The organism is Pseudomonas sp. SJZ074, from assembly GCF_007828215.1.
In the GTDB taxonomy this organism is placed as follows: Bacteria; Pseudomonadota; Gammaproteobacteria; order Pseudomonadales; family Pseudomonadaceae; genus Aquipseudomonas.
In genome coordinates, this window is sequence record NZ_VIUE01000002.1 from 379486 (window position 1) to 402407 (window position 22922).

At 62.4% G+C, this 22922-nt stretch carries 28 protein-coding genes; 21 read left to right on the plus strand and 7 right to left on the minus strand.

Translation table 11 applies throughout. The features are described from left to right. The first annotated feature begins 111 nt into the window (after window positions 1–111). The 12 genes from FBX99_RS04055 to FBX99_RS04110 all read left to right on the plus strand — a co-directional run bounded on the left by FBX99_RS04055 (window position 112) and on the right by FBX99_RS04110 (window position 9329). Window positions 112–504 carry a DUF6152 family protein gene (locus FBX99_RS04055; protein ID WP_144922499.1) on the plus strand — a complete coding sequence of 131 codons (393 nt, stop codon included), beginning with the start codon at window positions 112–114 and terminating at the stop codon, window positions 502–504. Between the two features lie 64 nt (window positions 505–568). Further along, window positions 569–1336 (plus strand): hypothetical protein, encoded by a 768-nt coding sequence (locus FBX99_RS04060; protein WP_144922501.1) that lies wholly within the window; start codon window positions 569–571, stop codon window positions 1334–1336. Window positions 1337–1373: 37 nt separating this feature from the next. Further along, on the plus strand, window positions 1374–2882 hold the full coding sequence (locus FBX99_RS04065; RefSeq protein WP_145130698.1) for an alpha/beta hydrolase domain-containing protein: 1509 nt from the start codon (window positions 1374–1376) through the stop codon (window positions 2880–2882). A gap of 20 nt (window positions 2883–2902) precedes the next feature. Continuing rightward, window positions 2903–3391, plus strand: coding sequence for a DUF6644 family protein (locus tag FBX99_RS04070; protein WP_145130700.1), 489 nt, complete (start codon window positions 2903–2905; stop codon window positions 3389–3391). 38 nt (window positions 3392–3429) lie between these two features. Continuing rightward, window positions 3430–3918 carry a DUF6644 family protein gene (locus tag FBX99_RS04075; RefSeq protein WP_145130702.1) on the plus strand — a complete coding sequence of 163 codons (489 nt, stop codon included), beginning with the start codon at window positions 3430–3432 and terminating at the stop codon, window positions 3916–3918. Beyond that, entirely contained in the window at window positions 3918–4679 is a 762-nt protein-coding gene (locus FBX99_RS04080) for a DUF6162 family protein (RefSeq protein WP_178111849.1), read from the plus strand. Before FBX99_RS04075 ends, FBX99_RS04080 begins: the two co-directional genes overlap by 1 nt. Beyond that, window positions 4676–5611 carry a metal ABC transporter solute-binding protein, Zn/Mn family gene (locus FBX99_RS04085; RefSeq protein ID WP_144922510.1) on the plus strand — a complete coding sequence of 312 codons (936 nt, stop codon included), beginning with the start codon at window positions 4676–4678 and terminating at the stop codon, window positions 5609–5611. The genes FBX99_RS04080 and FBX99_RS04085 overlap by 4 nt, the downstream gene beginning before the upstream one ends. 14 nt (window positions 5612–5625) lie before the next feature. Continuing rightward, window positions 5626–6306: a metal ABC transporter ATP-binding protein gene (locus tag FBX99_RS04090; RefSeq protein ID WP_145130704.1), complete on the plus strand. Its 681-nt coding sequence runs from the start codon at window positions 5626–5628 to the stop codon at window positions 6304–6306. Then, a complete protein-coding gene (locus FBX99_RS04095; protein ID WP_144922514.1) occupies window positions 6303–7208 on the plus strand; it encodes a metal ABC transporter permease in 906 nt (301 codons plus the stop codon). Before FBX99_RS04090 ends, FBX99_RS04095 begins: the two co-directional genes overlap by 4 nt. Then, window positions 7205–8179 (plus strand): metal ABC transporter solute-binding protein, Zn/Mn family, encoded by a 975-nt coding sequence (locus FBX99_RS04100; RefSeq protein ID WP_256664002.1) that lies wholly within the window; start codon window positions 7205–7207, stop codon window positions 8177–8179. The genes FBX99_RS04095 and FBX99_RS04100 overlap by 4 nt, the downstream gene beginning before the upstream one ends. After that, window positions 8176–8499, plus strand: coding sequence for a hypothetical protein (locus FBX99_RS04105; protein WP_256662452.1), 324 nt, complete (start codon window positions 8176–8178; stop codon window positions 8497–8499). The genes FBX99_RS04100 and FBX99_RS04105 overlap by 4 nt, the downstream gene beginning before the upstream one ends. 8 nt (window positions 8500–8507) lie before the next feature. After that, window positions 8508–9329: a DUF4198 domain-containing protein gene (locus tag FBX99_RS04110; RefSeq protein WP_144922516.1), complete on the plus strand. Its 822-nt coding sequence runs from the start codon at window positions 8508–8510 to the stop codon at window positions 9327–9329. Between the two features lie 42 nt (window positions 9330–9371). On the opposite strand, the gene FBX99_RS04115 is transcribed toward FBX99_RS04110, so the two are convergent. Then, on the minus strand, window positions 9372–10277 hold the full coding sequence (locus FBX99_RS04115) for a LysR family transcriptional regulator (RefSeq protein WP_144922518.1): 906 nt from the start codon (window positions 10275–10277) through the stop codon (window positions 9372–9374). A 110-nt stretch (window positions 10278–10387) separates the two neighbouring features. Here FBX99_RS04115 and FBX99_RS29100 point away from each other — a divergent pair, with 110 nt between their 5' ends. Both FBX99_RS29100 and FBX99_RS04120 read left to right on the plus strand, forming a co-directional pair. Further along, entirely contained in the window at window positions 10388–10558 is a 171-nt protein-coding gene (locus FBX99_RS29100) for an NmrA family NAD(P)-binding protein (protein WP_256662453.1), read from the plus strand. After that, window positions 10528–11238: an NmrA family NAD(P)-binding protein gene (locus tag FBX99_RS04120; protein ID WP_256662454.1), complete on the plus strand. Its 711-nt coding sequence runs from the start codon at window positions 10528–10530 to the stop codon at window positions 11236–11238. The genes FBX99_RS29100 and FBX99_RS04120 overlap by 31 nt, the downstream gene beginning before the upstream one ends. 71 nt (window positions 11239–11309) lie before the next feature. Here FBX99_RS04120 and FBX99_RS04125 read toward each other — a convergent pair whose 3' ends face one another. Next, window positions 11310–12227: a LysR substrate-binding domain-containing protein gene (locus FBX99_RS04125; RefSeq protein ID WP_144922520.1), complete on the minus strand. Its 918-nt coding sequence runs from the start codon at window positions 12225–12227 to the stop codon at window positions 11310–11312. A 189-nt stretch (window positions 12228–12416) separates the two neighbouring features. On the opposite strand from FBX99_RS04125, the gene FBX99_RS04130 reads away from it, so the two are divergent. The 6 genes from FBX99_RS04130 (at window position 12417) to FBX99_RS28835 (ending at window position 17720) form a co-directional block, all read left to right on the plus strand. Next, on the plus strand, window positions 12417–13166 hold the full coding sequence (locus FBX99_RS04130) for an SDR family NAD(P)-dependent oxidoreductase (RefSeq protein WP_144922523.1): 750 nt from the start codon (window positions 12417–12419) through the stop codon (window positions 13164–13166). A gap of 100 nt (window positions 13167–13266) precedes the next feature. Beyond that, a complete protein-coding gene (locus FBX99_RS04135) occupies window positions 13267–14568 on the plus strand; it encodes an MFS transporter (RefSeq protein WP_145130706.1) in 1302 nt (433 codons plus the stop codon). An 18-nt stretch (window positions 14569–14586) separates the two neighbouring features. Further along, window positions 14587–15435: a transketolase gene (locus FBX99_RS04140; RefSeq protein WP_144922529.1), complete on the plus strand. Its 849-nt coding sequence runs from the start codon at window positions 14587–14589 to the stop codon at window positions 15433–15435. After that, window positions 15432–16439 (plus strand): transketolase family protein, encoded by a 1008-nt coding sequence (locus tag FBX99_RS04145; RefSeq protein ID WP_144922532.1) that lies wholly within the window; start codon window positions 15432–15434, stop codon window positions 16437–16439. The genes FBX99_RS04140 and FBX99_RS04145 overlap by 4 nt, the downstream gene beginning before the upstream one ends. 48 nt (window positions 16440–16487) lie before the next feature. Then, window positions 16488–17432 (plus strand): alpha/beta hydrolase, encoded by a 945-nt coding sequence (locus FBX99_RS04150; protein WP_144922536.1) that lies wholly within the window; start codon window positions 16488–16490, stop codon window positions 17430–17432. Between the two features lie 147 nt (window positions 17433–17579). After that, window positions 17580–17720, plus strand: a complete 141-nt coding sequence (locus FBX99_RS28835; RefSeq protein WP_178111848.1) for a hypothetical protein — start codon at window positions 17580–17582, stop codon at window positions 17718–17720. Between the two features lie 156 nt (window positions 17721–17876). On the opposite strand, the gene FBX99_RS04160 is transcribed toward FBX99_RS28835, so the two are convergent. The 5 genes from FBX99_RS04160 to FBX99_RS04180 all read right to left on the minus strand — a co-directional run bounded on the left by FBX99_RS04160 (window position 17877) and on the right by FBX99_RS04180 (window position 22636). Then, window positions 17877–19487 (minus strand): gamma-glutamyltransferase family protein, encoded by a 1611-nt coding sequence (locus FBX99_RS04160; RefSeq protein ID WP_144922539.1) that lies wholly within the window; start codon window positions 19485–19487, stop codon window positions 17877–17879. Between the two features lie 28 nt (window positions 19488–19515). After that, the gene (locus tag FBX99_RS04165; protein ID WP_144922542.1) at window positions 19516–20295 is read right to left on the minus strand and encodes an amino acid ABC transporter ATP-binding protein; all 780 of its coding nucleotides are present in this window, start codon (window positions 20293–20295) and stop codon (window positions 19516–19518) included. 2 nt (window positions 20296–20297) lie between these two features. After that, entirely contained in the window at window positions 20298–21074 is a 777-nt protein-coding gene (locus FBX99_RS04170) for an amino acid ABC transporter permease (RefSeq protein WP_144922545.1), read from the minus strand. 11 nt (window positions 21075–21085) lie between these two features. Then, on the minus strand, window positions 21086–21892 hold the full coding sequence (locus tag FBX99_RS04175) for an ABC transporter substrate-binding protein (RefSeq protein ID WP_144922548.1): 807 nt from the start codon (window positions 21890–21892) through the stop codon (window positions 21086–21088). Between the two features lie 75 nt (window positions 21893–21967). Beyond that, window positions 21968–22636 (minus strand): GntR family transcriptional regulator, encoded by a 669-nt coding sequence (locus FBX99_RS04180; RefSeq protein WP_047703033.1) that lies wholly within the window; start codon window positions 22634–22636, stop codon window positions 21968–21970. Between FBX99_RS04180 and FBX99_RS29105 the strand changes: the two genes are divergently transcribed. After that, on the plus strand, window positions 22635–22757 hold the full coding sequence (locus FBX99_RS29105; RefSeq protein WP_256662455.1) for a hypothetical protein: 123 nt from the start codon (window positions 22635–22637) through the stop codon (window positions 22755–22757). The genes FBX99_RS04180 and FBX99_RS29105 overlap by 2 nt on opposite strands. Window positions 22758–22922: the final 165 nt, after the last annotated feature.

A 22922-nucleotide genomic window follows, 5' to 3' on the forward strand; every position in this document is an offset into this window, starting at 1 on the left:
ATGGGTAGAAACAGTTTTCGAGGCTTGAGAAGTTGCCGTTTTGGGTTACGGCCCCCGCTCCTGCCGCCCTTATGCTGGCCCCATAAGAACGCATAAGAACGAGGCCCTGTCATGACCCCCACGCCATCCTTTCCGTCATTCCGTCAGGGGCTTCGCCTGCTGACCATCGTCGCCTGCGGCGTCCTTCCCGCCGTTGCCACGGCCCATCATTCGTTCGCGATTTTCGACCAGACCAGGACGATCACGGTCAAGGGTGTCGTCGAGCGCTTTGCCTGGACCAACCCTCATATCGCGATCTACCTCGATATCCCCGGCCCGCCCCCCCAGAAAATCAAGATCGAGACCGGCAGCGTCAACGCATTGAGCCGCACGGGCTGGACGGCGGATTCGATCAAGGCCGGCGAGAACGCCGAGGTCACCTACAAGCCGCTGAAGAACGGTGATCCTGGTGGGTTGCTGGTGGAAATCAAGATCGGTGACGTCGTGCTCACGGGCGGCGGATGAGTCCGCTCGATCCCCTGCTTCATGGGTACTCGATGGCAAAAACCAACAGGGTGGAGACGATTGAATGAAACCGACACGTACCTTGAATCCGGCAATGATTTTCCTGGGCGTCGCCTGCATGACATTCGCCGGGCTGAGCATGGCGATAACGCCCAAACAAGGCGCAACCAGGGCTCCCGACATCAGCGGCACTTGGGAAAGAACCCCGGACGACTGGTTCGGCGAGAATCCGGACGATCCGGTGCATCCGGGCGGACCGATGGACCTGAAGGAGCCCTACGCCAGTCAGTACGCCGACCTGAAGAAGAAGGAAGCCGCGGCGAACGAAGCCGGCACGCCGCTGGCCACCACCAGCGCCCGATGCCTGCCGGAGGGCATGCCGGTGCTGATGGCGGCGCTCTTCCCGATCCAGATCATCTACGACGATAAGCAAGTGGTGGTCCTGGGCGAGTATCTCCAACAGGTGCGGCGGATTTTCCTGAACGAAGCGATGCCGCCGAAGGAGAAGCTGGACCCGACCTATCAAGGCCATTCGCGGGGCCACTGGGAAGGCGACACCCTTGTTGTGGAAACCTTGGGCGTGCGCACTGATGACGTGGCGTTCTACGGTGTTCCCCACAGCAAGGACATGAAGATCACCGAACGCCTGCGGCTGACCGCGCCGAATCACCTGGAAGACCAAGTGTTGATCGAAGATCCGCAGGTGCTCAACACACCTTATCGCTTCACGTTCGAATACAAGCGCTCCGACTACCGCATCCAAGAATACGTTTGTGAGAACAATCAGATCGTGATCGACAGCGAGGGCAAGACGAGCCTGCGCCGTGACTGACGCCACAACCCCTTCGACAACCCTTTGGAGTCACCGGATGGAACGACTGATGCCCTTCGACATCCTGCGGCCATCGTTGCAGGGCGCCCTTGTGTCGCTGCTCCTGCTGTCGAGCGCGTTCGCAGAGGTGCCCAGGATGCCCACCGTGGTTCCGGTGCCACCTTCAGGCAAGCCACCGCTCTCGTCGGCCAACACCCAGGGTACCGAATACAGCGACCTCAACCGGCATGGCTACGTCGAGGAGGAGTTTTACCTGCAAGGGGTGGCGCCGGCCATCACCGCCGCGGGCAAAAGCCTCTTCGAGGCGCCCTACACCACGCGCATCCTGGTCCGTAGGCCAGCGGACCCGGCGCGCTTCAATGGCACGGTGGTGATAGAGCCGTTCAGTTGGTTCGGCGAACGCGGCGCCGGCTGGATCCTGACCCGCGATTACCTGTTGCGTCGCGGTTACGCTTACGTCGGCTACACGTTGAACATCAACAAGCCGCAAGTGGACCCCAAGTTCATTTCGGAAACCCTCGCCGCCGAGGCCGAGCAGATCGCCCAATACGGACGCATCGTCAATTTCGAGTTCATGCGCCGCTTCGATTATGCACGCTATGCACCACTGGGCAGCTATTACGATCCGGAACGCTTCACCCGCGGCAACGGGCCCGATCCATTCGTGCCGCAGTCCCAGGGCATCGGCGCGCAGCTGGCGTTGCTGCTGAAGACCCATTCGGCGCAAGGCCCGTTGGCGAACCTCGACGTGCATCGGGTCTACGTCAACAGTTGGGCCGTGACGGCGCAGGTCTGGATGGACTACCTCGACCAGGGCCGGCACCAGCAATGGCGCATGCCCGACGCGGCGCCGCTGATCGACGGCTATATGACCGGCCGCATGGCCTACGGCGAGGTCGGCGGCGACGTCATCCGAGTGCCACGGCAGATGCCTGCCGGCGTGCCGTTCGTGACGGTCTATAGCCAGTCCGAACTGATGCACGACGTGCTCGAAGGCATCGATCTACCGCCCGATACCGATAGCCCGCAGTTGCGCTATTACGAAGTGACCGGCATGCCGCACCTGCGCTTGGCCGACCTCAGTACGGAGCATACCGAACACGTCGCGGCAGACATCGGCAAGGGCGACGACCCACGGTGCCAGACGCTGTACGACGAGCCGGCAGAATGGGTGGTCTCGGCACTCCTCGATGGCATGGACCAATGGGTGCGCGAGGGCAAACCGATGCCCAAGGCCCCCCGCGTGCTACGCGAGGGCAAAACTGTCGTGCGCGACCCCGCTACCGGCAACCTGCAAGGCGGCGTGCGTCCGCCGTGGGTGCAAGTGCCCAGCGCGACCTACCTCACGGATCAGGAAACCGGCTGCGGCCTGATCTACGACACCAAGGTGCCCTACACCAAGGACCGGCTCGGGCAACGCTATGGCAGCTTCGGCAACTACGAACAGCAGTTCGAGAACGCCAAGGCCATTTCGATCAAGGATGGCTATCTCCTCCCGGAAGATGCGCCTGGCCTGCGTCCGATCGCCAAACCCCAAGACTTCTAACCCACAGTGGGAGAAAGCACATGTCATCAGCACCGATCATTGACTGGCTCTACGCCACACCGGTGAGTACTGCCATCAGGGACATGCTCTGGGTCGTGCCCACGGTCCAATCCATTCATATCGTGGCCATCGCGGTGATCTTCGGCTCCGCCGTCATCTCCGACCTTCGGCTGGCCGGTGTGTTCGCCACGGACGAGCCCATGCGCGGCGTCATCCGTCGCTATTACCCATGGATGCGCAATGCGCTCATCGTCCTGCTCCTGACGGGGTTGGTCATGACCGTCGGCGAGCCGGACCGGGTGCTCGTCAACTCGACGTTCTGGCTGAAAATGGCCTTGGTGGTCAGTGCGTTCACCCTGGCCTGGTGGGTCCGGCGCCCCTTGCTGCGCCCTGCCGATCCGACACGCAGCGAAGGCACGGACGGTTTGGTCAAGACGCAGGCCTGGCTGTCGATCGCCTTGTGGTGCGTGGTGATCTTCTGCGGCCGCTGGATCGCCTACACGATCTAACGGCGCGCATCTTCAACAAACGCTCTCAGGTATTTGCCATGGACATTCAATCGAACCTGCAAGCCCTCGAGGCCACCTCTGTCACCTCCCTGATCAGAGAGTCGGGCTTCGCCTTCCCAACCCTGGAATCGGTACACGTGATCGGTATCGCGCTGGTGTTCGGGACTATCGCCGTGGTGGACTTACGCCTGCTCGGCATTGCATCCCATCGCCGCAGCGCGCTACGGCTGATCCAGGAACTGTTGCCGTACACCTGGGTCGCCTTTGCGACATGCGTGATCACGGGTCTGCTCATGTTCGTCTCCAACGCCTCCACCTATGCCCAGAACCCGGTTTTCTGGGCAAAGATGGGGCTGTTGCTGCTGGCGGGCCTCAACATGGGGATTTTTCACCTGGGGGTCTTTCGCAGGATCGGCGAATGGGACACGACGCTACCGCCCCCCGGCCGTGCCCGTGTCGCCGGCTTCGGTTCGATGGTGTTGTGGGCTGGCGTGATCTGCCTTGGCCGCTGGATCGCGTTTTTCTGATGGCGCGCCTACTGCCACGCTGGCGTCGGCCCACCACAGGCCTGCCCGGCGGCGACCACGGCGAAGCAGTCAATGTGGTGCGTCCGGTGTCCGGTCGGTGGGAGTCCCTGGCAATGCTGCTGGCGACTCTGACAGTCATCGTCGGCGTGGCCGGTTATGTAGTGCTGCGCCCCCAGGCAGTCGGCCCACCCACTGCATTGAGCTGGCAAGTGCGTTCCTTCGATGGCTTGGGTACGGTCGATCAGGCCATTCATAGCGCACTGTTGCCTGCCGGTGAAGAGATCATCTGGTTCAACAACGATACCGGCGGCTGGATCACCCTGGAACATGCCCAGGACCTGGCGCTGCCGCCGTTCTACCGCGACGCATTCTGGAAGAGAAACGGCCAGGTGCGCTGGCAATTGATTCTGCCTGGCACCCACCAGCCCCACAGCCCTTCCGGCGACCAGCACGTTGACGACGCGCCCCCTGCGGACAAGAGCGTCAACGATGTCTCGCAAGCCACCCTGGGCCAAGGCGCCACCGTCTACTACGGCTCCGGCGGCAACGTGCCGGGCCAGAGCGCCTACCTGCTGGTGATCGGGCACGCCCATGCGGGTGTCATGTGGGCCAACCAGGCGACGATCTGGGTCCAGCGGGACCCGAATGCCCCCTACCCGGGCATCGTCAAACCCGAATCGCTGGTCAGCAAAGGCTGGCGCCAGGTCATCCCCTATGACGGTACCCGCGAAGTCGAACGCGTAAAAGGAACCCAGCCATGACCGTCCCTGCGAAACACCGGGTACCGCTGCGCCGCTGGATCGCGCTGCTGATGCTGATACCCGCCCTCCTGCTCCTCGGCCAGGCACACGCCCAGGGCAAGAAGCTCAAGGTCGGCGTCACCCTGCATCCCTACTACAGCTTCGTGGCGAACATCGTCGGCGATCGGGCGGAGGTCGTTGCGCTCATTCCGGCGGAGGCGAACCCACACAACTACCAACCGCAACCCGCCGACATCACCCGCGCGATGAGCCTCGATGCACTGGTCGTCAATGGCATCGGCCACGACCAATGGGCCTTCCAGATCGTCAAGGCCGCCGGGCGCAGCGAGAACCTGCCGATCATCCAGGCCAACGCCACCGTTGCCCTCATCCCCATCGGCGGCGACCAGGACGGTGCCAAGGTGGTCAATCCGCATACCTTCGTCTCCACCACCGCGGCGATACAACAGGTGTTCGAAATCGCCCGCCGTTTGGGCGAACTGGACCCGGACAACGCGGCTGTCTATCGACACAACGCCCTGGCCTACGCCGGCCGTATCCGTGCGCTGCGGGCGCGCTTCATGACGCGGTTTGCCAACCTGGACCTGTCTTCGTTCCGGTGCGCCAGCACACACGCCGGCTACGACTACCTGATGCAGGAGTTCGGCCTGTTCGTGAGCGCCGTCATCGAGCCGCGTCACGGCGTTGCGCCGACTGCGCGGCAGCTGGCCAATACCATCGACGCGATCAAGAAAGCCAACGTGCGTGTGCTGTTCGCCGAGAAGTACTTTTCCATCGACCTGGCCAAACCCATCGAGGCGGCGACCGGCGTCCGGGTCTTCGCCCTGTCCCATATCACCGGCAGCACCTACAGCGCCGACGAATTCGAGGTGGCGATGAGCGAGAACCTCGAAACCCTGGCCGAGGCCGTCGAGTTCACACAACAACAATGAGTGAGGAACCAGCGATGCGCGGACCCGCCGTGGTGTTCGATAACGTTTCATTGCAACTGGGCGGTACGCAAGTGCTGGACGCGGTGAGCTTCCGGATCGAGGCCGGCGCCCTCCATTGCCTGGTCGGTCCGAACGGCGGTGGTAAGACTTCCCTGGTGCGCGCGCTGCTGGGGCAGATGCCGCATTCGGGGGTTATCCGCTTTGAAGGCGGGCTTGCGAAACCGTTGGGGTATGTCCCGCAGTTGCTGGACTTCGACCGCAACGTGCCGATGACCGTCAACGATGTCATGGCCTTGCTTGGTCAACGCCGGCCGGCGTTCCTGGGTTCGGCCCGCTCCACCCGGGCGGCCAACGCCGGAGCCCTGGAGCGTACCGGCGTTGCCGGACTGGGCGGTAAGCTCTTTGGCAGCCTGTCCGGTGGCGAACGCCAGCGTGTGCTGCTGGCCCAGGCGATCACTCCGGTGCCCTGGCTACTGATCCTCGACGAGCCGACCGCCGGCATCGACGAAGCGGGCATTCTCCTGGTGGAAGCGCTGGTGGCCGAGCTGCACCAGAGCGGCGTCACCATTCTCTGGATCAACCATGACCTGGGCCAGGTCAGGCGCATTGCGCAGTCGGTCACCGGCATCAACCAGCGGGTGATATTCGATAGGCCGCCCCATCAGGTCGCCCAGCATCTGGAGAGCAGCCGATGAACGCCTTCTACACGTTCATCCGCGACCACCTCCAGGCACTTGCCGCGAGCCACCTGCTGCCGCAGCCGTTCGAATACGAGTTCGTGATCAACGCGCTGCTCTGCGCACTGCTCATCGGGCCGTTGCTGGGTGTGTTGGGTTCCATGGTGATGATCAAGCGCATGGCCTTCTTCAGCCAGGCGGTGGGCAATGCGGCGATGACTGGCGTGGCCATTGGCGTGCTGATCGGCGAATCCTACACCTCCCCTTACCTGTCGATGTTCGGCTTCTGCGTGCTGTTCGCCCTGACGCTGAAGTACACCCAGCACCGCACCACCCTGTCCAACGACACGCTGATCGGTGTGTTCCTGTCGATCTCGCTGGCGGTCGGCGCCTCGTTGCTGTTGTTCGTGTCAGCGAAGATCAACACCCATGTGATGGAAAGCGTGCTGTTCGGCTCCATCCTGGCGGTGGACCACACCGACATGAACGTGCTGCTGATCGTCACGGCGACCTGTGCCCTGGTCGGATTGCCGCTGTACAACAGCATTCTGCTGGCGAGCCTCAACCCGAGCCTGGCCCATGCCCGCGGCGTACCGGTGCGTGTCGTCGAATACCTGTTCGTCGTGCTCGTCACCCTGGTGACGGTCGCCTGCCTGAAGATCATCGGCGCCGTGCTGGTGGAAGCCCTTTTGCTGATACCGGCGGCGGCCGCGCGCAATGTCAGCCGTTCGCTCCCGGGGCTGGTCACCCTTGCCATCCTGATTGCAACGTTTGCCTGCGTGTTCGGCATCCTGGCACCGATGCAATACCAGATCCCCGTGCCCACCGGCGGTGCGATCGTGATCATCGCCGCCCTGGTGTTTGTCGTGACCGCCGTCATCCGCGCCTCCACGTCCCGATTCAGGGGGGCCAGCGTATGAAGCCGCTCAGCCTGTCACGTCGATCCTGGCTGGTGGTGCTGGCACTGCTGCTGGGCAGCCAGCTCAATGCCTTCGCCGGTCCGCGGGTGTTGGTCGCACTGCCGGGCGTGCATGCGCTCACCTCGGCACTCAGCGAGGGTACGAGCATCGAGGTGCTCCGTATTCCATCGGACGCTGCCGTGCCCATGGAAAGCCAGGCCAATGCGCTGTCGCGCCTGGACACCAAGGTGTTCCAGCAGGCCGACGCGGTGGTCACCCTGAGCAGCCTCTGGCGTGCCGATCCGCTGTTTGCGGCCGCCCGTCGCCACAACCTGCGGATCATCGAAATCGATGCCTCGCGCTCCTGGGACCCGATCAAGCCCGGCGTGGCGGTGGTCCGTACACCCGCGAACGACGTGCCTTGGGCCGGCCCGCGTGATGTCGGTGTCGGCCCGTCGCCCTATGCCTGGCTCGGCCCTGTCAACGCCATGCGCATGTCGGCGCTGATCACCGCCGACCTGGTGCGCCTGTCCCCCGCCGATGCGCCTCGGATCATCCGTAACCTCGCCACGCTGGAGGACCGATTGCGCCAGCTCAAGGCCGAGTACGACGCCCGGCTGGTGGAACTGCCGGATCCACGGGTGCTGTCGCTGGCCAACGAATTCATCTACTTGTTCGGCGAATTCGACATCTTTGTCGATGGCTGGTTTGTCCGGCAGGACGTCGACTGGAGCGACGACGACCGCGCCGCGCTGACCCGATACCTGCGCGAGCGCAACATCCACGTAGTCGTCCACAAATGGGCGCCGGACGCCAGGATCGCCAAGGCCATCGAAGACGGCGGCGCTCGGTTGCTGATTCTGGACGCGGGTAACCCGGGCCTATTCGCCGACCCGGCCAACGGGTACGAGGCGCTCCTGCGCTCGAACCTGGATGCACTGCTGGCCGCCTTCGCCGCCCCAATAATCAAGCCGACCGTGGAGACCTTATGAAATTACCCCGTTCAGTACATCGGCTATCGATGGCAGGTGCCCTGCTGTTCTGCCAGGCGGCCTTCGCCCATGCGCCCGTTTTCGACTGCTACATCGACAGCGATGACTGGGTGAAGTGCGAGGCCGGCTTCACCGACGGCAGTTCCGCCGCCGGCCGGAAAATCCATGTCCGGGACATGAGCGACAAAGTGCTGTTCGAAGGCGCCGTCGGCCAGGACAACACCTACCGGTTCCAACCCCCGAGCGGAAACTACTCGGTGCTGTTCCTCGGCGGCGACGGCCATGACGTCACGATCCAGTCCTCCGACATCTCAAAGTGAAACCGCCCATGATCAACAAGAGAACACTGCTCCAGGCCCTTGCCGCTGCCTCCATCTGCCTGACCGGCGTCGCACAAGCGCATTTCCAGATGCTCTATGTCGAGGAAACGGCATTGCAGCGTGGGGAACAACTGGAGTTCGCGGTCGTCTTCACCCACCCCTTCGCCGGCGGCCCCACCATGGTCATGGGTGAACCCCGGGCCTTCAGCCACACCAGCTCGCTGGCCGGGGAAAAGCAGGATCTGCTCAAATACCTGCGGCCGGTCGAATGGCACACCCGCGATAACCGAGCGGCCGCCTATCGCGCGACGATTCCACGGGAGCTGATGCGTTCGATGGGCGACCATGTCTTCCTGCTCGAACCCGAGCCCTACCTGGAAACCGAGGAAGACCTGTACATCCAGCAGTTCACCAAACTGATCGTCAACGTCGGCGGCGTGCCCGGCCAATGGGCAGAGCCCCAGGACTTGCCGGTGGAAATCCAGCCCCTGAGCAAACCTTATGCGAACTGGACCGGCGGCGTGTTCCGCGCCCGGGTGCTGGCCGACGGTAAGCCCGTTCCGAACGCCAGAGTTGAAATCGAATACCTCAACCATGCCATCGACTTCGAGCACAACGCCTTTGGGCAGCAAGCCTATGTCGCTGCTCCGCAACCGTCCTTCAACGTGCTGAGCACCTACGCCGATGCCGAAGGTGTCGTGACCATCGGCCTGCCCCGGGCCGGCTGGTGGGGCATCGCGGCACTCAACATCGGTGCGACGAAAACCCACAAGGGCAAACCCCTGTCCCAAGACGCCGTACTGTGGGTGCAGGCCAGGGACATGAAATAACGACACCGGCGGCAGCGTCCAATCGGCAGGAAAGAAATCCGTCTAACGACTGAGCGCGACCACGAACTCCAGGAACGCCCGCACCTTGGCCGGAGGAAGATGCCGAGAGGGGTACAAGGCGTACAGTGGAAAATACTCATCCGGCCAGTCCGGGAACAGCTCGACCAGTGTGCCCGCCCGCAAAGCGGGCTCCACACCCAACGCCAATACCTGGGCAACGGCTTGGCCTTCTTCACAGATCCGATGCATCGTGCCTACATCGTTGACCATCAGCCGCCCATGGGTCTTGACGCTCAGCCGCTCGGCGCCTCGATGAAATTCCCAGGGGAAGGCCCTGCCGGTTTGCGGATCGCGAAAATCAACACATACATGCCCAGCGCTTTCCAGTTCGGTCGGGTGCAGGGGGCGACCATGCTTTTTCAGGTAGGCCGGAGAAGCAACGGTCAGGACACGGGTTTGCAGCAACTGCCTCCCGATCAGTAAAGACGAAGGCGGCTCGCCGAAGCGCACGGCCAGGTCCATCCCGTCTGCGATCAGATCGCCCAACTGCTCGCGGGTCACCAGGTCCAACTCGATGGCGGGATAGGTAGCCATGAAGCCGCCCAGCGCCGGCGCCAGGAACAGTCGGGAGAAGTACGGGTCGACGTTGACTCTCAACCGTCCACGTACCGCCGTGGCACTGCCTGAAGCCAGCGTCGCGGCCTCCTCCAGGCTTGCCAGCAACGGTGCGATTTCCTCATACAAGCGCCGCCCCTCGTCAGTCAGCTTCACGGAACGGGTGGTGCGGTCGAACAGCCGGATGCCGAGCCTCGCCTCCAGGCGTGCAACCGCCCGACTGACCCCGGACTGGGTCATGTCCAGCGCCTCGGCGGCCCTGACGAAGCTCCCGGTCTCCACCACGGCCGACAGCACCCCCATTCCGCTGACCAAGCGTCCATCGAAACTCATTAATGATTCCTCATCATCAAACTAATGACATTGATGATATCGAAGATGTTTTGCGGCGCCGCAATAATTCAACGACAGCGACATCGGGTCGCTCTGAATGAGGACGGCATATGTACACGATCATGGGTGTAACAGGTCAGGTCGGCGCTGAGGTTGCACGTGCCTTGTTGGCTGCCCGCCAGCGCGTCAAGGTGGTGGTGCGTGATCTCGAAAAAGGTCAGGCCTGGGCGGAAAAGGTTGCGAAATCGTGGTGGCCGATGTCAATGACCTCAACACGCTGATCGATGCGTTCAGTGCCAGCACTGGCGTGTTCATCCTGCTGCCGCCCAATTTCGACCCTTCCGAGGGCTTTGGGGAAACGCGCCGGATCATCGAAAACCTGCGCACTGCGCTCGCCACCGCTCGACCTGAAAAGATCGTGTGTATTTCAACCATCGGCGCACAGGCTCGTCAGCCTAATCTGTTGAACCAGCTGCAGCTGCTGGAACAGAGCCTCAGCACGCTGGAGCTGCCCGTGACGTTCCTGCGACCTGCCTGGTTCATGGAAAACTGCCTCTGGGACATTGAACCGGCCAGGAACAGCGGTGTGATTCCAAGCTTTCTCCACCCTCTCGACAAGCCGATTCCCATGATCGCGACTGCCGACGTAGGTCGAATGAGCGCGCAGTTGTTGCAGGAGGACTGGCACGGCAAACGCATCATCGAACTGGAATACGAATCCCCTGTAACGCCCAACGACATCGCCGCCGCGTTTTCGGAACTGCTCGGCAAGCCGGTGAGAATGGAAGTCGTGCCCGGCGACACCTGGGAGTCGCTATTCCGCTCCCAAGGCATGAACAACCCGCTGCCCAGGATTCAGATGCTCGACGGTTTCAACGAAGGCTGGATTCGATTCGAAGGCCTCCCTCGCAAAGGGCACACCGGCCTGAAGGAGGTGCTGGCGGGTTTGCTTGCCCGCTGATTGCGCGGACATGACAGGCTTCCAACTGCGCGGGTCAAAAGGAACTGACCGTCCGGAAGCGCCCGCAACTGTCAAAACACAAAACCATGCCCCAGCTCACTCTCCATCCACTCCAGGAAACGCCGCACCCTGGGAAAGCCCGAGTGGGCTTTGGGAAACACCAGGTGATGCGCCGCTACCGGGGCGCTCAAGGTCTGCGGCGCGACTTCGACCAGCGCACCGCTGACAAGGTATTTCTGCGCCAGCAACGTGCTCTCGAGGGCGAACCCCAGGCCGTGGCTCGCGGCCTCCAGCGTCATGTAAGAACGGTCGAAACTCAATGCGTAGGGTTTTTCCGGTCGTGCCAGGCCGTGTTGCGCAAACCACTCAGGCCATTTGAGCAACGTAGCTTCGGAGAGAATCAGATCCTTTTCCAGCAGATCCGCCGCGCTGGTGACACGGTGTCGCGCGAGCAGTGCCGGGGACGCCAGGACCGCGAAGGTCTCGTTGCGCACGGTTCGCACCTCGTAGCTCGGCCAGTTCGGCTGACCATGGCGGATGTCGACGTCGATCTTGTCCCGGCTGAAATGCAGCGACTCATACGAACAGGACAGATTGATCTGGATATCCGGATGGCTCAGGCGAAAAGCCTCCAGGCGCGGCATCAACCAGAGCAAGCCGAAGCTGGGCGACGAGTGAAGCCTCAGGCAGTCGAGGCTGATGTCGCTGGAGGCCCGCTCCGTCGCCACTTCCAGGCTGTGCAACAGCCCGGAAATGTCTTTGAGATATTGCTCGCCGACAGGGGTAAGGGTTACGCCGCGGGCCGCGCGCACGAACAGTTGGCGACCGATCATCGCTTCCAGTTTCGCCAATTGATGACTGATTGCCGAAGGCGTCAGGTCGAGAACTTCCGCGGCCCTGGCCAGGTTGCCAAACCGAGCGGTTTGCTCGAAGGCCTGAATAGCTCTCAGCGGTGGCAGGTTCGCTGGCGTGTTGTCGTCATGGCGCATGAATGCTCCGCGCAGTTTTCTTAGGGTTTCTTGACGTCAACGTATTCAACCATCCGAGGCTCGCTTTGACGAGAGCTGAATTTTTTTCATCAACCAGTGAAGTTTGCATTATTGCTCACCCCTCCCGCTCGGAACACTCTGAATCATCGATCACCCATCGAACCATAAGAACAATCAGAGGAACCGCTCATGTTGCTTCAAGGCAAAATCGCAATCATTACCGGCGCTGCATCGGAACGCGGTATCGGCCGCGCCACTGCCGTGACCTTCGCCCTGCATGGTGCCCGCGTCGTGATCCTGGACCTGGATGAATCCGCTGCACGCGACGCGGCTGCCGCGTTGGGCGAAGGCCACCTGGGCCTTGCGGCCAACGTCGCCGACGAAGCCCAGGTCAAGCAGGCCGTCGCCCACGTCATCGAACATTTCGGCCGTATCGACGTGCTGGTCAACAACGCCGGGATCACCCAACCCATCAAGACCCTCGACATCCGTCCCGGCGACTACGACAAAGTGCTCGACGTCAGCCTGCGTGGCACGCTGTTGATGTCCCAGGCCGTGATCCCCACCATGCGCGCTCAAGCGTCGGGCAGTATCGTCTGCATGTCGTCGGTCTCAGCCCAACGGGGCGGTGGCATCTTTGGCGGCCCGCATTACAGCGCCGCCAAGGCGGGCGTCCTGGGCCTGGGCAAGGCCATGGCTCGTGAGTTCGGTCCGGACCAGATCAGGGTGAACTCGATTGCACCCGGCTTGATCCATACCGACATCACCGGTGGCCTGATGCAGGATGAACGGCGTCACGCGATCATCGAGGGTATTCCGCTGGGTCGTCTGGGCGCCGCCCAGGACGTGGCCAACGCTGCGCTGTTCCTGGCCAGCGACCTGTCCTCCTATCTCACAGGCGTTACGCTGGATGTCAACGGCGGCATGCTGATTCACTGATGACACCCAAGCGGGTCGGTAACGGCCCGCGCTGTTCTGGATCGATGATGCGCCGGGCGGTAGCGCCTGGCGGTCTATAAAAACAAGAGATCAGACCATCATGATGACCACCCTGACGCTCGACGCGGTTTCGACCGTGCGCTCCAATGCCTACCGCAAGACTGCCTGGCGCCTGATGCCCTTTTTGATGTTGTGCTATCTGTGCGCCTATCTGGATCGGGTCAATGTGGGGTTCGCCAAACTCCAGATGATGAGCGACCTGTCCCTCAGTGAAACCGTCTATGGACTGGGCGCCGGGATGTTCTTTCTCGGCTATTTTCTCTGCGAAGTCCCCAGTAACCTGATCCTGCACAAGGTCGGCGCTCGCCGCTGGATTGCCCGGATCATGATCTCCTGGGGGATCATCTCCGCGCTCTTCGCCTTCGTCGAGACGGCCTGGCAGTTCTACACCCTGCGCTTTTTGCTGGGCATCGCCGAAGCAGGCCTGGCACCTGGCCTGCTGCTTTACCTGACCTATTGGTTCCCCTCCTATCGCCGGGCCAAGATGACGGTCCTGTGGTTCATCGCCATCCCGCTGTCCGGCATGATCGGCGGCCCGCTGTCGGGCTGGATCATGAATCAGTTCGCAGGTTTTCATGGCTGGAGCGGCTGGCAGTGGATGTTCGTCATCGAAGCCATTCCCACCGTGATCGTAGGCCTGTTGGTGCTGACCTACCTGAAGGACGGTGTGCATCAGGCCACTTGGCTGACCGACGATGAAAAGGCCTTGGTCAACAAGGAGCTCGCCGAAGACAACAGCCGCAAGGTCACCCATGCTTCGCCACGGGAATTCATCCGCGACCGGCGTTTGTGGTTGCTGGCGTGCATCTACTTTTGCGTGGTGATGGGCCAGTACGCAATTACCTTCTGGCTGCCAACGCTGATTCGCAACGCCGGGGTTTCCGACCCCTTGCACATTGGCCTGTTCACCAGCCTGCCCTACCTCTGCGCAATTGCCGCGATGCTGCTGATGGGCCGCAGCGGCGACAAGCACCGTGAGCGTCGCTGGCATCTGGTTGCACCGATGATCGCCGGCGCGATAGGCCTGACGCTGGCGGCCCTGCTGGGGGGCAACCTGCTGCTCTCGGTGCTGAGCCTGTGCCTGGCAGCCGCCGGCGTGCTGTCCGCCTCATCACTGTTCTGGATACTACCCACGACGCTGCTCGGCGGTGTGTCCGCCGCGGCGGGCATCGCCGGCATCAACAGCTTTGCCAATCTGGCCGGTTTCTGTTCGCCGTACCTGATTGGCTGGATCACTACCACAACAGGCTCGAGCGCTATCGGCATGTACCTGATCACCTGCGTGCTGTGCATCGGCGCGTGGCTGGTACTGCGAATCCCGGCCGCCTCGGTCAATCGTTAAGTTCCTGGAGTCGTCACCATGACTGTCACTTCCCCTATCACGCCGCTATCGGCCTTGGCAGATCGCGCCCATAACATCCGCCGCCATGCACTGCGCATGGGCCAGGTCCAGGGTCAGGGCTATGTCGGCCAAGCCCTGGGCGCCGCCGATCTGTTAGCCGTGTCGTATTTCCATGCGCTGCGCTATCAGCCACAGAATCCCGAATGGGAGGAACGCGACCGCTTCTACCTGTCGATCGGGCACTATGCGATTGCGCTGTACGCCGCGCTGATCGAGGCCGGAGTCCTCCCCCTCGATGAGCTGGAAACCTATGGTTCGGACGACAGCCGTCTGCCGATGTCTGGCATGGCCGCGTACACCCCTGGCATGGAAATCACCGGTGGTTCCCTCGGCCATGGCCTGGGTATCGCCGTGGGTGCGTGCCTGGGGCTCAAACGCAAACAATCGGACGCATTCGTCTACAACCTCTTGTCCGATGGCGAACTCAATGAGGGGTCGACCTGGGAAGCCGCGATGTCGGCTTCGCACTGGAAGCTCGACAACCTGATCGCAATCATCGACGTCAATAACCAGCAGGCCGACGGCCACGCCAGCGAGGTGCTGGCGTTCGAACCGATCGTCGACCGCTGGCAGGCTTTTGGCTGGTTCACCCAACGGGTGGATGGCAACGATATCGCCGCGCTGGTGGGTGCATTCGACGCCGCGCGCAGCCATCAGGGAAGTCAGCCGCGCGTCATCATCTGCGACACCAAGATGGGCAAGGGCGTTGACTTCCTCGAAACCCGTGAAAAGACCCACTTCATTCGCGTCGACGAGAACGAATGGGATCTGGCATTGAATAACCTGAAGGTCGGGAGAACCGTATGAGCAGTGTGAAAACCCCTTCGAGCGGCAAGAAACGCCTGACCACGTCGGCCATGATCGCCTCGATTGCCTCCGAAGGTCAGGCGACCCGCTCCGCGCCGTTCGGCCACGCACTGGCCGCTTTGGCCGAGCAGCGCTCGGACATCGTCGGGCTGTCGGCGGACCTGTCGAAATACACCGATCTGCACATCTTCGCCAAAGCCCACCCGGATCGCTTCTACCAGATGGGCATGGCCGAGCAACTGCTCATGAGCGCCGCCGCGGGTATGGCCCGCGAAGGCTGCGTGCCCTTTGCCACCACCTACGCCGTGTTCGCTTCACGCCGTGCCTATGACTTTATTTGCATGGCCATTGCCGAAGAAAACCTGAACGTCAAGATTGTCTGCGGGTTGCCCGGGCTGACCACCGGTTACGGTCCAAGCCACCAGGCCACCGACGACCTGGCGATCTTTCGCGCGATGCCGAACCTGATGATCATCGACCCGTGCGACGCCCTCGAAATCGAACAGGCAGTGCCAGCCATCGCCGCGCACAACGGGCCGGTGTACATGCGTCTGTTGCGCGGCAACGTGCCGTTGGTACTCGACGAGTACGGCTACCAGTTCGAAATCGGCAAGGCCAAGACCCTGCGCACCGGCAAGGACGTGCTGATCATCTCCACCGGCCTGATGACCATGCGCTCGTTGGAGGCTGCGCAGAAGCTTCAGGCAGATGGCGTCGACGTCGCCGTGCTCCACGTCCCGACCATCAAGCCGCTGGACGAGCAGACCCTTCTCGCCGAGGCGCGCAAGTCCGGACGCCTGGTGGTCACTGCCGAAAACCATTCGATCATTGGTGGTTTGGGTGAAGCGGTCGCGACGGTACTGCTACGCAACGGCGTCACGCCGACCTTCAGGCAGATCGCATTACCCGATGCCTTCCTGGATGCCGGTGCGCTTCCGACGCTGCACGATCGCTACGGCATTTCGACCGAGGCGGTCTGCGCGCAAATCAAAAGCTGGCTGTAGGTGCTGAAACCCGGGGGCTGCCGGCTCCCGCTTGTCAAGGAGTGACGAATGGACGCTACTGAGCTACTGGACCCTTCGTATCGATTCTTGCTGGATGAACCGGCCAGCCATTGGACACCCGGCACGCTTGCTGACATCAGGCATCGGGTCAGCCGCGGATATAAATCAGCGCAGGCCGCACGCTGCGAAGTTAAATGGACGACTGATTCGCCGGAGCCTTCGGGGGTCCGCTTGTGCCTGTATCGGCCCGACTCGACAGCTGAACATCAGGCGCTGGCCCCCCTGCTGTACATTCACGGCGGCGGTTTTGTCCTGGGCTGCCCCGAAATGGTTGACGACTACCTGGCCGACCTCGCCAACACGCTGAAGATAGCGATAGTGGCGGTGGATTATCGGCTCGCTCCAGAGCATCCCTTTCCGGCGCCACTGCAAGACTGCTACACCGCCCTGGAATGGATGGAGCACAACAGCAAACCCTTTGGCCTGGACATGAGCCGATTGGTGGTCATGGGGCACAGCGCCGGGGCCGGACTCGCCGCTGCGCTGGCGATCGCCGTGCGGGACAGGCAACACCACTCCATGGCCGGACTGGTACTCATCTACCCGATGCTCGATCATCGAACCGGCTCATCGAGCGCACCTGTCGATAATCCCACGGGCGGACAGATCGGTTGGGGACGGCAAGCCAATCAGTTCTGCTGGCAATGCATGCAAGGTTCATATGCCCTCGACGATGAACGCGCGCCGCTGTTCTCACCGGCCCTTGCCCCGGACCTGCAAGGCCTGCCACCCAGCTTCATCTGCGTCGGAGCACTGGACCTGTTCCTGGAGGAAGACGTGGATTTTGCGCTGAAGCTTTCCCGTTCTGGCGTCCCGGTGGAGCTCCACGTGTATCCCGGCGTACCGCACATGTTCGATCAGTATCCGGGGGCGCTCACCGAGCGGTGCCATGCAGACGTTGTATCGGCGCTCAGGAGGCTATGTACCCTGTGACGGACCGATGCCTCTGTCCTCCCCAGCGGCCCCCCCCGCGCCCCGCGTTACCGCGTCTCGGTCACTTTCTTCAACAACCGCGGCTGGTCAGGATCACGTCCGCGAGCCTCGGCCAGTCGGGCAGCCATCAGGTAGAACCCCTGGATCATGGTGAACGGTTCCAGCAGCGGGTGTTCGGTAGGCTCGCTTGGCGCCGGCCCTGACGCCGTTGCGGTCGGGGCCGCGGCCCTGATGATCCTGGCGGAAATCAGCCCCGATTATGAGGCGCTGTTGAAGATGCCCCTGTAATCCCGGGCAAAGGGCGGACAGGAAAACATCGCGGATGGGCCGGTAACTGACACAATGCGCACACGTCTTCCTGCCCTATCGAGACTGCGCACCTGGATACTTCCGTCAGGAACCGTCGCAACGAACTGTCGCTCGATATCACGGCCGGCCCCTGGGCTACCAGACCGCAATATGCGAATCCGCCCGAGGCTCAGTCCCACCGCACAACACACCGCTGAGCGGATCGCGGAGAATGATCTGCCCGCGACCATAGTCGGTCAGGTCGCTGCTGACCTGTACCTCATGGCCACGGCGCGCCAGGGCGTTGACCAGGTCCGGTGACGCGCCGTGCTCGATGCCGACCTTCATCCCGCCCAGCCATTGCCAGCGCGGCGCATCCAGGGCCGCCTGGGGGTTCAGGCCGAAGTCCACCAGGTTCATGACCATCTGCACGTGTCCCTGGGGCTGCATGTAGCCGCCCATGACGCCGAAGGGACCAAGGGCCTGACCGTTCTGGGTGAGAAAGCCGGGGATGATGGTGTGGAAGGTTTTCTTGCCCGGCGCGAGGCAGTTGGCGTGCGTCGGGTCGAGACTGAATTCCTGCCCGCGGTTCTGCAAAGCAATCCCGCTGTGGGGCAATACCACCCCGGAGCCGAAACCGTGGTAGTTGCTCTGGATGAACGAAACCATGTTGCCTTCTTCGTCGGCGGTCGCCAGGTACACCGTGCCGCTGGCGTGGGGGTCGCCGGGCTCGGGCGGCTGGGCCTGTTCGCCGATCTGCCCACGGCGCCGGGCACTGTAGTCGTCACTCAGCAGGTCGGCCACCGCCACGCGCATATGCCGCGGATCGGTGATGTAATGCAGGCCGTCGCTGTAGGCCAGCTTCATCGCTTCCAGTTGGCGATGCCAGGTCTGTTGGCTGTCGCGGTGATCGAAGTTGAAGCCCTCGAGGATATTCAGCGCCATCAAGGCCACCAGGCCCTGCCCGCTCGGCGGGATTTCCCAGACGTCGATGCCCCGGTAGTTGATGTGGATCGGCTCCACCCACTGGGCGCGATAATCCTTGAGGTCGGTGCTGCGCAGGTAGCCGCCGGTGGCACGGGAATGAGCATCCAGGCGCTCGGCCAGAGCACCGCGATAGAGACTTTCGCAACGGGTGGCGGCGAGTTCTTCGAGGGTGCGGGCCTGGGCCGGATTGCGGAAGATCTCCCCGGCCCGCGGCGCACGCTCTTCAATCAGGAAGGTATCGAACCAGGTCTCCAGCACCGGGTCGCGTTGGGGCGTGAACTCCTTCAAGGCGATCTGCCATTGATGAGCGACCACCGGCGACACGGCAAAACCACCCCGCGCCAGGCTGATCGCCGGTTGCAACAGATCGGCAAAGGGCAGCTTGCCGAAGCGTTGTGACAGCTCGGCCCAGGCCGATGGACAACCGGGCACCGTCACCGGCGTCCAGCCGTAGGTGGGCATCCGTTCATGGCCGGCGGCCTGCACCGCTTCGACGCTCAGGGACGCCGGTGCATGGCCGTTGCCATTGAGGCCGTGCAACTGGCCCTTGCACCAGACCAAGGCGAAGGCATCGCCGCCGATGCCGCAGCCGGTGGGCTCCACTACGGTCAGCGCCGCCGCCGTGGCGATGGCCGCATCGATGGCGTTGCCGCCCTTTTGCATGATTTCGATACCCGCCTGCGCGGCCAGTGGCTGAGAAGCGGCGACCATGCCTCGGCGGGCGAAAACGCTCTGGCGTTGCGACGGATACGGGTACTCGTGAGCAGAAAATTTCAACATGACAAACTCTCTTCACCTACAAAATGAGTCAGAGCACACGACTGAGAAAGGCCCGGGTACGCGGGTGACTGGGGTGGCTGAAAATCTGCTCCGGCGGGCCTTGCTCGATCAGCTCGCCCTGGTCCAGGACCACCACACGATCGGCCACTTCCCGGGCGAACCCCATTTCGTGGGTCACCACCACCATGGTCATGCCCTCTTGCGCCAGTTCCTTCATCACCTCCAGCACCTCGCCCACGGTTTCCGGGTCGAGGGCGCTGGTGGGTTCGTCGAACAGCATCGCCTGGGGCTTCATCGCCAACGCCCGGGCGATCGCCACGCGCTGTTGCTGCCCGCCGGAGAGCATGGAGGGGTAATGGCTGGCCTTGTCCGCCAGGCCGACCCGCGCGAGCAGGCTGCGGGCCTGTTCCAACGCGGCGGCACGCGGAATCCCAAGGACCTGGATCGGCGCCTCGATGATGTTCTCCAGGGCGGTCATGTGGGGGAACAGGTTGAAACGCTGGAACACCATGCCGATGTCCCGGCGCTGGCGGGCGATGTTGCGCTCCGAATCGCGCACCAGGCTGCCATCGGCCCGTTCCCGGTAACCCATGGCCTGGCCGTTGACACGGATGCGTCCGCCCTGGATGTCTTCCAGCAGGTTGATGCAGCGGATGAAGGTGGTCTTGCCGGACCCTGACGCGCCGATCAGCACCACCACCTCACCGCGGCGAACCTGCAGGGATATGCCCTTGAGGATCTGCAAGTCACCGAAGGACTTGTGAACGTCCAGCGCTTCGATGATCAGTTCTTCACTTTTGTGCGCCATGGTTAACGTTCCCTCAGCAATTTCAGGGTGCTGCGGCCGAACATCCGCGTGGCCGCCGGCGGTGGCGAAGACGGACGGTCCGATTGACCGAAGCGGGCTTCCAGCCAGCGCTGGAAGAAGCCCCAGAGGGTCGTCAACAGCAAGAAGTAGATCGCTACCACCAGGTACAGCTCGAACACCCGGAACGTCGCCGACGTCACCATCTGGGTGCTGAGCAGCAGTTCCTGCACGCCAATCACACTGACCAGCGTGGTGTTCTTCAGCATCACGTTGAACTCGTTGCCCAGCGGCGGCACGATCACTCGGAACGCCTGGGGCAGAATGATGCGCCGCATCAACCTGGCGAAGGTCATGCCCAGGGACCGGCCGGCCTCATACTGGCCCTTGTCGACCGCGCCGATGCCGGCGCGGATGATCTCTGCCATGTAGGCGCCTTCGTTGAGGCCCAGGGCGATGATCGCCGCCTGGATATTGCCGGGAATCACCAGGCCGAACAGATCGATGTCCTCGAAGCGGAAGATTCCGCCGGCGGCCAGTGCGGTATAGAGAAAGACAATCTGCACCAGCAATGGCGTGCCGCGCATCAGCCACACGTAAAAGCGCACCGGCATGTGCAGCAACGGATTCTTCGACAGCCGCAAGAGCGCCGCCGCCAGGCCCAGGACACAGCCCAGCAACATCGCCAGCACGCTGATCAGGCAAGTCAGCCAGAGCCCGGTGAGGTAGACCCCACTGGGCTGCAGCAGGTACTGCCAGAACACATCCCAATTGAAATTCATCGACGCTTACCTCAATCGAGAGTGTCGCCGGCGACATGCCATTTGTTGAGCAACTGGCTGTAGCTGCCGTCGCCGCGCATGTCGCTGATCACCTGCTGCACCGCGGCGCTCAGTTGCGGATCGTCCTTGCGGATGCCGATGCCGGTGAGAATCCGACTGAAGGCCGGCACCCCTTCCTCGAACAGATCGGGGGCCATGGCGGCGTAATAACCGGCGGTTTCCACGGTGGTGCCATAGGCATCGACCTGACTGATGCGCAGCGCCTGGAACGCATCGGTATCGGTGTTGTAGACCACCAGCTTCATCGCCGGTTTGCCGGCCTTGGTCAGCTTTTCATTCTCGGCGTCGAGCAGGGTCTTGATGGTGGAGCCGTTGAGCACCGCCACCTTGCGCGCGGAAAGATCCGGCAACGTCTTGATGGCCTTGGGATTGCCCTTGGGCACCACCACCGCCTGGCTGGAGTACATGTAGTTGACGATATCGATCACTTCCCGGCGTTCCGGCTTGTCGAACAACTGGTCGACGATCATGTCGCACTGTTTGGCCAGCAACGCGGGGAGCAATCCGGAAAATGGCACGACCCGCCATTCCACCTTCTTGTCGTCCAGGCGCCTGGCGATTTCCAGGCCCAGGTCGACGGTCAATCCCTTGGGCTTCTGTGCCTCGTCGAAGGACACCAGCGGCGGCGAGTCCATGCCCGAGCAATAGATGAGTTTGTCGGCCTTGATCAAGCGCTCCGGCACCACGGGGGCGGCGGACGCCCACTGTGCACAGAATCCCAAGGATATTGCGGCTATCAACACGCGAGGCTTATGCATGACCAGACACTCCAGTTCAGTGGGTAACGGGCAGTACTCAAAGTCAGAACACGGGCAGGCTCAGGCCTGCTCTGTTTATTTTTTCGCTTGCAGGAACTCGATCAATTCAGGGATGGTGCCTTCGATGTGCGCCCGCACCACCGCCTCGGCCTTGTCGGCGTCACCGGCACGGATCGCGTCGAGGATCACCACATGTTCCTGGCGCGCGCTCATGGGTTTCTCCACGTGCTGCAACCACAGGCGCATGGGCGCCTCCACCAGGGAATAAAGGGCACTGATCTGCTTCAGCAGCCTGGGGCGACCGCTGAGGCTGCACAGGTATTCGTGAAAGGCCCGATGCCGGCTGACCCACTCGGCGCTTTCGTCGCGGTAGTCGTCCATCTCGTCCAGCAACCGTTCCAGGGCGGCCAACTGGCGATCGCCAATGCGCCCTACCGCGACCCGGATCGCCAGGCCTTCGAGGGCACTGCGCATCTCGAACACCTCTTGCAGTTCGTCGATGTCCAGGCCGCTGACAACGGCTCCGCGATTGGGCCGCAGCGTAACCAAGCCCTGGGCATCCAGGCGCCGGAACGCCTCGCGCACCGGCATGCGGCTCATGCCGATCTCACTGGCGATGTCCTCGGCGATCAGCCGATCGCCTTTATGAAACCGCCCGCCACAGATGGCTTCCAGCAGGAAGTTGTAGGCTTCTTCCTCGGCGGTCACTGGAGGACGTTCAGTGTAAGACGGAGCAAATTGCATGGCTGCACCCTTTGTATTTTTGTATCCAATTATTCATGGATTCAAAAAAGCAGGATGCGTGCCAATACCGTTGACGGATATGCAAGTGATTGATGTGAAGGGGAAAGAATTGCGAGGCTGACCCGACAGTTAATCCAGCCTCAGGCTGGCCGGTGCGGATGTGCTACTTATTGGCCCAGGAGGCGCCCATTAACGTGCAAAGCAGTAGCCCGGTAACATTACCAGGCTTTCAAGCTCTGGCTCCTGTCATGCTGATGAACCTGTGGCGAGGGGATAAATCCCCTCG